The sequence below is a fragment of the Cupriavidus sp. Agwp_2 genome, from assembly GCF_040784895.1.
Lineage (GTDB): Bacteria > Pseudomonadota > Gammaproteobacteria > Burkholderiales > Burkholderiaceae > Cupriavidus.
In genome coordinates this window covers 1881651-1893860 of record NZ_CP088083.1, presented here as the reverse complement: position 1 = coordinate 1893860, position 12210 = coordinate 1881651, and the positions used below count along the sequence as shown (strand labels likewise).

Below are 12210 nucleotides of genomic sequence, written 5' to 3'. Positions count from 1 at the left end.
GAGACAACCATGACGATGTCACGTTCGCTAATGCGGCGCTGGGCGATGCCGGCGGCCGTGGTACTGGGGCTGCTGGGCGGTACGGCCACGGCGAGTGCGGAAACATACCCTAGCCGGCGCATCGAACTGATTGTGCCGTGGCAGGCGGGCGGCGGGGCGGACGTGGTGGCGCGCGCGCTGTCCGCCGCGGCTGCCAAACACCTGCCGCAGCCGATCGTGGTGATCAACAAGCCGGGCGCCACCGGCGCGGTAGGCCTGGGTGAAGTGGTCCACGCGAAGCCGGACGGTTACAAGCTGGTGCTGTCGTCCAGCGAGCTGACCTTCCTGAACTACCTCGGGCTGGCCAAGTTCACCTACCAGGATCTGATCCCCATCGCACGCCTGAACGCGGACCCGGCCGCCGTGGCGGTACGGGCTGATGCGCCGTGGAGCACGATCGAGCAGTTTGTCGCCGATGGGCGCAAGCCGGACGCCAATATCCGCGTGGGTAACGCAGGGCAGGGCTCCGCGTGGCATATGGCCGCTGCAGCGCTGGCCGACAAGACCGGTGCGAAGTTCAACCATATCCCCTATGCCGGCGGCGCTCCCGCCACGCTCGCGCTGCTCGGCGGGCATATCGATGCGGTCACGGTCAGTACGGCGGAGGTCTTCACGCATGTCGCGGCGGGCAAGCTCAAGGTGCTGGCGGTGATGGCCGACAAGCGGGTCAGCGGCTTCGAGAACGTGCCGACGCTGAAGGAGCGCAATATCGACCTGTCGATGGGGATCTGGCGCGGCATCTCGGCACCGAAGGGCACGCCGCCCGAGGTGATCGCGGTACTGAAGACAGCGATTGCGAAATCCGTGCAGGAGCCGGTGATGCGCCAGACGCTGGAGAAGCTGCATTTCAGCACCGATACCTATGCCGACGACGTGACGCTGCAGGCCGCCATGGTGAAGGAGTCGGCGCAGTTCAAGCAGCTCGCCAGCCGCATCAGTGTCAAGGAGTAGGTCGATGCGCGATACAAACGCGGAGGGCGCGGCGCCCGTCGAGCCCTTTATCGACGCGCACCAGCATTTCTGGGACCTGCAGCGCAACCCATACCCGTGGCTGCAGGACGAGACGGTGCCGAACTTCCGCTATGGCGATTACGCGGCGCTGCGCAGGAACTATCTTCCCGAGGATCTGGCCCGCGACACGGCCGGCTGCGTGCCGGTGAAGACGGTGCACGTGGAAGCCGAATGGGCGCGCGCCAATCCCGTCGACGAGACCGCCTGGCTGACGCAGCTCGCCGCGCGGACGGGGCGGCCCACGGTGATCGTCGGCCATGCCCGGCTTGACCGCGGCGATGTCGAGGAAGTGCTGGCAGGCCATGCCGCGTACGCCATGATGCGCGGCATCCGCAACAAGCCAGTCACCGCGGCGCGGCGCGAGGACGCGCGGCGCGGCGTGCCGGGCTCGATGGACGATGAGCGCTGGCGGCGAGGCTATGCCTTGCTGGCCCGGCATGGCATGTCCTTCGACCTGCAGGCGCCGTGGTGGAACCTGGATCAGGCGGCTGCGCTGGCGCGGGATTTTCCGGGCACGCAGCTGATCCTGAACCATACCGGGCTGCCGGCTGACCGCAGCGAAGCCGGCCTTGCCGGGTGGCGCGCCGCTATGGCCGAGCTGGCCGGGCAACCCAATGTTGCCGTGAAGATCTCCGGCCTGGGATTGCCGGGCAAGCCGTGGACGCAGGCCGGCAACGTGCCCGTGATCCGCGACGCCATCGCCATCTTCGGCGCGGAGCGCTGCATGTTCGCCAGCAACTACCCGGTGGACAGCCTGGTGGCGAGCTACGACACCATCGTGGCAGGCTTCCGCGCCGCCATCGCCGTCTATTCGCCCGAACAGCAGCGCGCGCTGTGGCATGACAACGCCGCGCGCTTCTATCGCCTGTAGCAACGCATTGCAAGGATCTGCCACCTGCCCGGCTCGCGCCGTGGCGGGCCGGGCGGCCTCGTCCCCAGACCAGAAAGGAACCCCTGATGAAAAACGGATTGCAACCGGGCGCTACTTGCGCGCGCACGCTGACGGTCGACCGCCAGCGCACCATCGATTTTCTTGGCGAGAGCCTGCGCATCTACGCCACGCCAGAGCTGGTACGCGATATCGAGCAGACTTGCCTCGACTTCCTGCAAGGCTTTCTCGACGACGGCGAAAGCTCGGTGGGGGCGGAGGTCTCGGTGCAACACACTGGTGCCACGCCGCTGGGCGGCGAGGTGCGTATCCACGCCGAGATCACGGTCATAGATGGCCGCAGTGTCACGTTCAGCGTGACTGCCGACGATGCGGTGGAGCGGGTTTGCAGCGGCACGCATCGCCGCTTCGTTGTCGATGTCGGGCGCTTGCGCGCACGCGTGCAGAAGAAGACGGCATCGATGCCTGCCGCGGCCTGAAGCCGCGCTATTTTGCCTGTCCGGTGCGGCAGGCACGGCAGCTCGCGGGACGCGCCCCGCAAGCTGCGCTCAGACGGGGGCCGGCTGCTGCTGGTCCGCCGACACCTCCGCGCGGATCCAGTCAGTGAAGCTGCGGATGCGGCGATCCTCCAGCCGCTCCTTCGGGAACACCACGAAGTAAGAGAATTCGACCGGCAGCCGGATCGATTCGAACAGTCGCACCAGCCGGCCTTCGGCCAGGTCCTGCTCGATCCAGTTCTTCTTGACCAGCGCCACGCCCAGGCCATTGAGCGCGGCGTTGATGACCAGGTGGCTCGGCCAGAACGACGGCCCGCGGCTGGCGTCGACATCGGTCACGCCGGCGTGCTCAAGCCACATTGCCCAGTCGGGGTTGCTCACGTCCGTATACGTGCTGTCGTCGTGCAGCAGCGTATGGTGCTTCAGGTCGGACGGCGTTTCGAGCGGCAGGGAACCTTGCAGCAGTGCCGGGCTGCACACGGGGATGACTTCGACCGCCATGCACAGCTCGCAGTGCAGGCCGGGGTAATCGCCGCGGCCATAGCGGATCGCCATGTCGAAATCGTCGCGCTCGAAGTCGATGCGATGGTTCGAGGTGGACACTTTCAGGTCGATATCCGGGTGCGCCTTCATGAAGCGGTCCATGCGCGGGATCAGCCATTTGACCGCGAAGGTGGGCGGCATGTTGACCTTCAGCGCGGGGCGGTCCTTGCTGTGCAGGCGGTGCGTGGCATCGGCGAGCTGCTTGAAGGCCAATTGCACGCTGGGCAGGTAGGCGGTGCCGGCCGGTGTCAGGACCAGGGCCTTTGCCTCGCGGATAAACAGCTGCACGCCCAGGCTTTCTTCCAGTGCCTTGATCTGGTGGCTGACCGCCGAGGGCGTGACGAACAATTCCTCCGCGGCCCGCGTGAAGCTCAGATGCCGGGCAGCCACTTCGAACGCCCTGAGCGGGTTGAGTGGGGGAATCTGTCTCGACATATCGGTGGTACGCAATCCTGTAGACGCCTTGCCGGCATGCGGGGTGCTGTGGGGGGCTGTGGGGTGCTTTGGTACCGGCAAGCCGCTGCACGATAGCATTCGTGCCCTGGCATGGGAATAGGGGCCTGTCCCCGTGTAGGTGAATTCATGGCCGATGCATTTGCGGCCCGCGTGGCAGCGGTGACCGCCCGGTCCTCGCTGCCACGAGACGTGCTCGATATGGGCCATGCTGCGAATGGCCGACGCTACCAGCGCAGGGGCGCTGGCTCCATCTTAAAAACGCAATTAACCGCCAAGAGCATCTCTCCACACCCTTGCGCGCCAGTACACTGGCGCGATCCGCATTCAACGAAAACGCAGGTCAGCCGGATCTTTATCGAAGCCCGGTTGATGACGGGCGTTTCGCGCGGCCCAATGTTGGACGTGTCAGGCCGCGAAGGCTGAAGCCGCTCAGGCAGCGGCGCGCAGGCTGATCTTCGGGAAATCGACCGGCACCGCGAACGCGACGTTCACGTAATTGGTGAACAGGTTCAGCGCCACGTGCGCCACGATCTCGACGATCTGTTCATCGTTGAAACCGGCTTCGCGCAGTTGCGCCACATCGGCATCGCTGACCTGGCCGCGGTCGTTGACCAGCTTGAGCGCGAACGACAGCGCGGCGGCGGTCTGCGGGTCCTGCGCGCGCCCGGCCTGCGCTTCGGACATTTCCTGGGCGGTCGCGCCGGCCTTGCGGCCGAGCGCGGTGTGGGCTGCCAGGCAGTACTCGCACTGGTTGCGGTCGGCCACTGCGACGGCGATCTTTTCCCCGAGGGCCGCCCCCAATACGCCACCGCCGAGCGCGCCAAACGCGCCCCACATGCTGCGCAGGGCAGCGGGGGAGTTGGCAACGGCGCGGAACATGCTGGGAGTGGCGCCAAAGGCACCGTGGATTTCGCTCAGGAGCGTCTTGGCGTCGCCCGAGGCGGTGGCGGCGGTGACGAGAGGAACGCGGGACATGATGGACTCCTTGGTACGGGTTTAAGAGAACAGGCGTTGCGATCGCCTTGAAACCCATTATGGTCGGCCGTCGCGTACTATGAGATACGAAACGTCCTCCATACATATCAATTCGTCCACGCTTGCCATGAATGCACCGGTCGACCGCCTGTCCGCGCTGCTGGAACGCTTCCGCGCCCGCGCCCACCTGTTTCACCAGGGTCCGCTGTGCGGGCTGACGCAGTTCGCCGCGCAGCCTGGCCGCGGCTTCCTGCATGTGCTGCGGCGGGGAGAACTGGAACTGCGGCATCCACCCGGCGCCGGACTGCCGGGGACGCTGCGCTTCGAGGAACCCACGCTGCTGTTCTATCCGCGCCCGATCCACCACATGTTCCACAATCCACCCGACGAGGGATCGGATTTCACCTGCGCGGCGCTGGATTTCGACGGCGGCGCGCGCAATCCGGTGGTGCGCGCGCTGCCGCCGCTGATCGCCTTGCCGCTGGCGCGCGTGGCGGGGCTGGAACAGGCCCTGGCGCTGTTGTTCGCCGAGGCTGGGCAGGTGCGCTGCGGCCACCGCTTGCTGGCCGACCGGCTGTTCGAGGTCGTGTTGATCCAGTTGTTGCGCTGGCTGATCGACCATCACCAGGAGGCCGGCATCCAGGCCGGCCTGATCGCCGGGCTGTCGGACCCGCGCCTGGCGCGCGCGCTGGTGGCGCTGCACGAGGACCCGGGCGCGGCGTGGGACCTGCCGCGCATGGCCGAGCGCGCGGGCATGTCGCGCAGCGCGTTTGCCGCCGCATTCCGGCGCATCGTGGGCCAGCCTCCGGCTGATTACCTGACCGACTGGCGGCTGTCGCTGGCGCAGGCGCAGCTCAGGCTTGGGCGGCCGGTGAAGTCCGTGGCGCTGGAACTGGGATATGCCAACGCGTCGGCACTGTCACGCGCATTCAGCGCGCGGCTGGGCGAATCGCCGCGGCAATGGCTGGAGCGGGAGGAAGCCGGGAGAGAAGCAGAGCAGGCCGGGCGGTCATCGTCAGTCGAGACAACCGCCGGTTTGCACCCCTCTGCCGCGAGCGGGAGAGGGGCCGGGGGAGGGGCCGGGGAGGGCGGGCGCGTCTAGCAGTGACGCGCCCATGCCACCATCAATATTTCCAGAAGATCTGCTGCAGCGCCTTCGGGTCGTTGGTCTTGGTCAGTGCCAGCGCCATCAGGATGCGCGCCTTCTGCGGCAGCTGGTCGTCGGTGACGATCCAGTCGTACTTGTCGTCCGGCTGCTCCGCATTGCGGATCACCACGCCGCTGCCGGTACGCGAGGCACGCACGATCTGAACACCCTTGGCGCGCGCTGCCTTGAGCGGCTCGACCATGTAGTCGCCGACACTGCCGTTGCCGGTGGCCGCATAGACGATGGCCTTGGCGCCGTTCTTCACCGCGGCGTCGATGCTGGCCGGGTTGACGTTGCCATAGGCGTAGACCACGGCCACTTCAGGCAGCTTGTCGATCTTGTCGATATCCCACTCGGTCTGCAGCGTGTGCGGGCGCGCCGGCAGGCGGTAGAACAGCGAGCGGCCTTCCACCACGTAGCCCAGCGGGCCGAACTGCGAGCGGAAGGTCTCGGCCTTGAAGGTATTGCTCTTGGTGACGTCGCGGCCGGTGTGGATCTCGTCGTTCAGCACCACCAGCGTGCCCTTGCCCTTCGATGCCGGATTGGAGGCCACCAGCACCGCGTCATACAGGTTCAGCGCGCCGTCCGCGCCCAGCGCCGTACCCGGGCGCATCGAGCCGACCACCACCACCGGCTTGTCGCTCTTCAGCGTCAGGTTGAGAAAGTACGAGGTTTCCTCGATGGTGTCGGTGCCGTGAGTGATGACGATGCCGTCGACGTCCGGCTGCTTGAGCAGTTCCGACACGCGCTTGGCCAGCTTCAGCAGGCGTTCGTTGTTGAAGCTTTCCGAGCCGATCTGGAAGATCTGCTCGCCCTTGACGTTGGCGACCTTGGAAACTTCCGGGACCGAGGCGATGATCTTGTCGACCGGCACCACGGCGGACTGGTAGGCCGCGGTATTGATGGCCGATGCGCCAGCGCCGGCAATGGTGCCGCCGGTACCGATGATGACGATATTGGCCTTGCGGGCTTCCGCCTGGGCCGCGGCAGGCGCCGTGGGCGCTGCGGCAGGCGGCGCGACCGTTGCCGTCTGTGCGTGGGCAGCCGCGGTGATCAGGCTGGCGGAAAGCAGGGCAGCGGCCAGCGTAGTGGCGCGGGCAAAGTTCTTCATGGTTCTCCTCGGTGTTATACGGACGTGTAGGCACGTACAGGAACGACTGGAACGGCACGGCAGACCTTGTGGGTGGTGCGGTGCGGTCCGTCTTCCTTCAACGGCTTGCCGCCGCGCGCGCTGGGGCGGCAGGCGGGTAGCGGCAGTGACTATACGTGAGGAGATTCTCGGCGGGTTATGCCGATTCGGCATGAAGTTGCCGGCGCGTTAACCTAAAGCGCATACATTCCGGAGCGGTCGCCCATGGGCACGGTTTCAAGCCGTGCCCATGGAACGACGCTGGCATCAGAACGCGTCGCCCGGCACGCGTACCCAGCCTTCCATCAGCACGCGCGCGCTGCGGCTCATGATGGCCTTCCTGACCGCCCATTCGCCATCGACCTGCTGCGCCTCGGCGCCCACGCGCAGCGTGCCGGACGGGTGCCCGAAACGCACCGCGTTGCGTTCGCCGCCGCCGGCGGCCAGATTGACCAGCGTGCCGGGGATGGCCGCCGCGGTGCCGATGGCAACGGCAGCCGTGCCCATCATCGCGTGGTGCAGCTTGCCCATGGAGAGCGCGCGCACCAGCAGGTCCACGTCGGCAGCGGCCACCTTCTTGCCGCTCGATGCAACGTAGTCCACCGGCTTGGCCACGAAGGCAACCTTGGGCGTGTGCTGGCGCTTGGCGGCCTCGTCCACATCCTTGATCAGGCCCATGCGCAGCGCGCCATAGGCGCGGATGGTCTCGAACATCGCCAGCGCCTTGGTGTCGCTGTTGATGGCGTCCTGCAGCTCGGTGCCGGTATAGCCGATGCTTTCGGCATTGACGAAGATGGTCGGGATGCCGGCGTTGATCATGGTCGCCTTGAGCGTGCCGACGCCCGGCACTTCCAGGTCGTCGACCACGTTGCCGGTCGGGAACATCGCGCCGCCGGCGCCTTCTTCCTCGGCGGCCGGGTCCATGAATTCGAGCTGCACTTCGGCGGCGGGGAAGGTCACGCCGTCCAGCTCGAAGTCACCGGTTTCCTGGACTTCGCCGTTGGTGATGGGCACGTGGCCGATGATGGTCTTGCCGATATTGGCCTGCCAGATGCGGACGATAGCGATGCCGTTCTGCGGCACGCGGCTGGGGTCGACCAGGCCGGCGCTGATGGCGAACGGGCCGACCGCGGCCGACAGGTTGCCGCAGTTGCCGCTCCAGTCCACGAACGACTGGTCGATCGAGACCTGGCCGAACAGGTAGTCGACATCGTGGTCCGGGCGCGTGCTCTTCGACACGATCACGGTCTTGCTGGTGCTGGAGGTGGCACCGCCCATGCCGTCGATCTGCTTGCCGTACGGGTCGGGGCTGCCGATCACGCGCATCAGCAGCGCGTCGCGGGCCGGGCCGGGGACCTGCGCGCGCTCGGGCAGGTCTTGCAGGCGGAAGAACACGCCCTTGCTGGTGCCGCCACGGATGTAGGTGGCGGGGATCTTGATCTGGGGTACGTGGGCCATGGGAGTCTTTAGTCCTGGTTAGGCCGGGGGCCTTTGTACAGCTTGCGAATTGAATGCGGGGAAGCAAAGCGTAGCGCTTGTTTTCTCCCCTCTCCCGCTTGCGGGAGAGGGGAGCGAACCATCAGCTTACGCCGCCGCCTTGCTCGACTCCAGGAAGTCCTGCGCAAACCGCTGCAGCACGCCGCCGGCTTCATAGATCGACACTTCCTCATCGCTGTCGAGACGGCACGTCACCGGCACTTCCACCCGCTCGCCATTCTTGCGCTGCACCACCAGCGTCAGCGTCGCACGCGGCTGGCGTTCGCCGATCACGTCATAGGTCTCGGTGCCATCCAGCCCCAGCGTCAGGCGGTTCACGCCCGGCTTGAACTCCAGCGGCAGCACGCCCATGCCGATCAGGTTGGTGCGGTGGATGCGCTCGAAGCCCTCGGCGACGATGACCTCCACACCAGCCAGGCGCACACCCTTGGCGGCCCAGTCGCGCGACGAGCCCTGGCCATAGTCCGCGCCGGCGATGATGATCAGCGGCTGCTTGCGGTCCATGTAGGTCTCGATCGCTTCCCACATGCGCACGACCTTGCCTTCCGGCTCGATGCGCGCCAGCGAACCCTTCTTGACCTGGCCGTCGACCACGGCCATTTCATTGATCAGCGTCGGGTTGGCGAAGGTGGCGCGCTGCGCGGTCAGGTGGTCGCCGCGGTGGGTTGCGTACGAGTTGAAGTCCTCTTCCGGCAGCCCCATCTTGGCCAGGTATTCACCCGCGGCGCTGTTGAGCATGATCGCGTTCGACGGCGACAGGTGGTCGGTGGTGATGTTGTCGCCCAGCACCGCCAGCGGACGCAGGCCCTGGAGCGTACGCTCGCCGGCCAGCGCGCCTTCCCAGTACGGCGGGCGGCGGATGTAGGTGCTCTGCGGGCGCCAGTCGTACAGCGGCTCTGCGCTTTCGCCGGTTTCCGCGGTCAGCGCAAACATCGGCTCATAGACCTTGCGGAACTGCTCGGGCTTCACGCTCTGCTTGACGATCGCGTCGATCTCTTCGTCGGTCGGCCAGATGTCCTTCAGGTAGACCGGCTTGCCATCCTGGTCGGTGCCCAGCACGTCCTTCTCGATATCGAAGCGGATGGTGCCGGCGATGGCATAGGCGACCACCAGCGGCGGCGAGGCCAGGAAGGCCTGCTTGGCGTAGGGGTGGATACGGCCGTCGAAGTTGCGGTTGCCCGACAGCACGGCGGTGGCATACAGGTCGCGGTCGATGATTTCCTGCTGGATCTTCGGATCGAGCGCGCCGGACATGCCGTTGCAGGTGGTGCAGGCAAAGGCGACGATGCCGAAGCCGAGCTTTTCCAGGTCAGGCAGCAGGTTCGCTTCTTCCAGGTACAGTTCGACCGCCTTGGAGCCGGGCGCCAGCGACGACTTGACCCACGGCTTGCGCGCCAGGCCGCGCGCATTGGCGTTGCGCGCCAGCAGCGCGGCGGCGATCACGTTGCGCGGGTTGCTGGTGTTGGTGCAGCTGGTGATGGCGGCGATGATCACCGCGCCATCCGGCATCAGGCCTTCGGCTTCCTGCGCGCGGGCCTTGTCCAGGTCCACGGCGATGCCGCGCTCGGCCAGCGCGGAAGTCGGCAGGCGCTTGTGCGGGTTCGACGGGCCGGCCATGTTGCGCACCACGCTCGACAGGTCGAACTTCAGCACGCGCTCGTACTCAGCGTTCTGCAGCGAATCCGCCCACAGGCCCGCGGCCCTGGCGTACGTTTCGACCAGCTTGAGCTGCTCGTCGGTGCGGCCGGTCAGGCGCAGGTACTCGATGGTCTGCTCGTCGATGAAGAACATCGCCGCGGTGGCACCATATTCCGGCGCCATGTTGGAGATGGTGGCGCGGTCGCCGAGCGTCAGGCTCGACGCGCCTTCACCGCGGAACTCCAGGTACGCGCCAACGACCTTTTCCTTGCGCAGGAATTCGGTCAGGGCCAGCACGATGTCGGTGGCGGTGATGCCGGGCTGGCGCTTGCCGGTCAGCTCGACGCCGACGATATCCGGCAGGCGCATCCACGAGGCGCGGCCGAGCATCACGTTCTCGGCTTCCAGGCCGCCCACGCCGATGGCGATCACGCCCAGCGCATCGACGTGCGGAGTGTGGCTGTCGGTGCCGACGCAGGTATCGGGATAGGCCACGCCATTGTCGGCGTGGATCACCGGCGACATCTTCTCCAGGTTGATCTGGTGCATGATGCCGTTGCCCGGCGGGATCACGTCGACGTTCTTGAACGCCTTCTTGGTCCAGTCGATGAAATGGAAACGGTCTTCGTTGCGGCGGTCTTCGATGGCGCGGTTCTTCTCGAACGCCTGCGGGTCGAAGCCACCGCATTCCACCGCCAGCGAGTGGTCGACGATCAACTGCACCGGCACCACCGGGTTGACTTTGGCGGGGTCGCCGCCCTGGTCGGCAATGGCGTCGCGCAGGCCGGCCAGGTCCACCAGCGCGGTCTGGCCCAGGATGTCGTGGCACACCACGCGCGCGGGGAACCACGGGAAGTCGAGGTCGCGCTTGCGCCCGATCAGTTGCTTCAGCGAATCCGTCAGCGTGGCGGGATCGCAGCGGCGCACCAGGTTTTCTGCCAGCACGCGCGACGTGTACGGCAGCTTGTCGTAGGCACCCGGCTGGATGGCCTCAACGGCGGCGCGCGCGTCGAAGTAATCCAGCTTGGTGCCCGGTAGCGGTTTGCGGTTTGCAGAATTCATGGTGTAGGGAAATCTATATAAGTATGAAAAAGGGGTAGTGGCCCCGTGTCAGCGACCAACTACCCCTTTGCCCGCAGGCTCGGATCAATGCAACCCGACGGGCAATCCGGCAGCCGGTCTTACTTGCGATCCTTGATCGGCACGAACGTCAGGTTCTCCGGACCGGTGTAGTTGGCGCTCGGGCGGATGATCTTGTTGTCGATGCGTTGCTCGATGATGTGCGCGGCCCAGCCGGAGGTACGCGCGATCACGAACAGCGGCGTGAACATCGCGGTCGGCACGCCCATCATGTGGTAGCTCACCGCGCTGAACCAGTCCAGGTTCGGGAACATCTTCTTGATGTCCCACATCACGGTTTCCAGGCGCTCGGCGATGTCGAACATCTTCATCGAGCCGGCATCCTTCGACAGCTTCTTCGCCACTTCCTTGATCACCTGGTTGCGCGGGTCGCTGATGGTGTACACCGGGTGGCCAAAGCCGATCACGACTTCCTTGTTCTCGACGCGGCGGGTGATGTCGGCCTGCGCCTCGTCGGCGTTGTCATAGCGCTTCTGGATCTCGAAGGCCACTTCATTGGCGCCGCCATGCTTCGGGCCGCGCAGCGCGCCGATCGCGCCGGCGATCGACGAGTACATGTCCGAGCCCGTGCCGGCGATCACGCGGGCGGTGAAGGTCGACGCGTTGAACTCGTGCTCGGCGTACAGGTTGAGCGACGTGTTCATGGCGCTTTCCCACAGCGCCGACGGCTTCTTGCCATGCAGCAGGTGCAGGAAGTGGCCGCCGATGGAGTCATCGTCGGTTTCCACCTCGATACGCTTGCCATTGTGGCTGTAGTGGTACCAGTACAGCAGCATCGAGCCCAGGCTGGCCATCAGGCGGTCGGCGATATCGCGCGCGCCCGGGGTGTTGTGGTCTTCCTTCTCCGGCAGCACGGTGCCCAGCACCGACACGCCGGTGCGCATCACGTCCATCGGGTGGGCGCTGGCCGGAACCCATTCGAGCGCGGCCTTGACGTTGGCGGGCAGGCCGCGCAGCGACTTCAGCTTGGCCTTGTAGGCGGCCAGTTCGGATTTGGTCGGCAGCTTGCCGTGCACCAGCAGGTGGGCGATTTCCTCGAACTCGCAGGCTTCGGCGATATCGAGAATGTCATAGCCGCGGTAGTGCAGGTCGTTGCCGGTACGGCCGACGGTGCACAGGGCGGTATTGCCGGCGGCAACGCCGGACAGCGCGACGGATTTCTTGGGCTTGGGAGTGACGAGCGGTTGCGCTTCGGACATCTGGGTCTCCTTGGTGTGATGCCTGGTGTTGCCTGTCTTTGTCAGGCGAA

11 protein-coding genes are annotated in these 12210 nt (G+C 66.2%); 5 read left to right on the top strand and 6 right to left on the bottom strand.

Features of this window, described 5'->3' with window-relative positions:
• The first annotated feature begins 9 nt into the window (after positions 1-9).
• From LPA45_RS08740 to LPA45_RS08730, 3 genes are all read left to right on the top strand, one after another.
• Positions 10-990, top strand: coding sequence for a tripartite tricarboxylate transporter substrate binding protein (locus LPA45_RS08740; protein WP_317920901.1), 981 nt, complete (start codon positions 10-12; stop codon positions 988-990).
• A 4-nt stretch (positions 991-994) separates the two neighbouring features.
• A complete protein-coding gene (locus tag LPA45_RS08735) occupies positions 995-1921 on the top strand; it encodes an amidohydrolase (protein ID WP_317920902.1) in 927 nt (308 codons plus the stop codon).
• An 86-nt stretch (positions 1922-2007) separates the two neighbouring features.
• Complete coding sequence (locus tag LPA45_RS08730; protein ID WP_317920903.1) at positions 2008-2418, top strand: thioesterase family protein; 411 nt, start codon at positions 2008-2010, stop codon at positions 2416-2418.
• A 69-nt stretch (positions 2419-2487) separates the two neighbouring features.
• On the opposite strand, the gene LPA45_RS08725 is transcribed toward LPA45_RS08730, so the two are convergent.
• Complete coding sequence (locus LPA45_RS08725; protein ID WP_116320703.1) at positions 2488-3414, bottom strand: transcriptional regulator GcvA; 927 nt, start codon at positions 3412-3414, stop codon at positions 2488-2490.
• A gap of 147 nt (positions 3415-3561) precedes the next feature.
• Between LPA45_RS08725 and LPA45_RS08720 the strand changes: the two genes are divergently transcribed.
• Positions 3562-3858 (top strand): hypothetical protein, encoded by a 297-nt coding sequence (locus LPA45_RS08720; RefSeq protein ID WP_317920904.1) that lies wholly within the window; start codon positions 3562-3564, stop codon positions 3856-3858.
• 6 nt (positions 3859-3864) lie between these two features.
• Here LPA45_RS08720 and LPA45_RS08715 read toward each other — a convergent pair whose 3' ends face one another.
• Entirely contained in the window at positions 3865-4410 is a 546-nt protein-coding gene (locus tag LPA45_RS08715) for a carboxymuconolactone decarboxylase family protein (protein WP_116320704.1), read from the bottom strand.
• 127 nt (positions 4411-4537) lie between these two features.
• Here LPA45_RS08715 and LPA45_RS08710 point away from each other — a divergent pair, with 127 nt between their 5' ends.
• The gene (locus tag LPA45_RS08710; RefSeq protein WP_317920905.1) at positions 4538-5512 is read left to right on the top strand and encodes an AraC family transcriptional regulator; all 975 of its coding nucleotides are present in this window, start codon (positions 4538-4540) and stop codon (positions 5510-5512) included.
• 22 nt (positions 5513-5534) lie between these two features.
• Here the strand turns inward: LPA45_RS08710 and LPA45_RS08705 are convergent, their stop codons facing one another.
• The 4 genes from LPA45_RS08705 to prpC form a co-directional block, all read right to left on the bottom strand.
• Positions 5535-6668: an asparaginase gene (locus LPA45_RS08705; RefSeq protein WP_116320706.1), complete on the bottom strand. Its 1134-nt coding sequence runs from the start codon at positions 6666-6668 to the stop codon at positions 5535-5537.
• Between the two features lie 285 nt (positions 6669-6953).
• Positions 6954-8144 (bottom strand): 2-methylaconitate cis-trans isomerase PrpF, encoded by a 1191-nt coding sequence (prpF, locus tag LPA45_RS08700; protein ID WP_116320707.1) that lies wholly within the window; start codon positions 8142-8144, stop codon positions 6954-6956.
• 126 nt (positions 8145-8270) lie between these two features.
• Positions 8271-10883 (bottom strand): Fe/S-dependent 2-methylisocitrate dehydratase AcnD, encoded by a 2613-nt coding sequence (gene acnD / locus LPA45_RS08695; RefSeq protein ID WP_317920906.1) that lies wholly within the window; start codon positions 10881-10883, stop codon positions 8271-8273.
• Positions 10884-11002: 119 nt separating this feature from the next.
• On the bottom strand, positions 11003-12160 hold the full coding sequence (gene prpC, locus LPA45_RS08690; RefSeq protein WP_116320709.1) for a 2-methylcitrate synthase: 1158 nt from the start codon (positions 12158-12160) through the stop codon (positions 11003-11005).
• Positions 12161-12210: the final 50 nt, after the last annotated feature.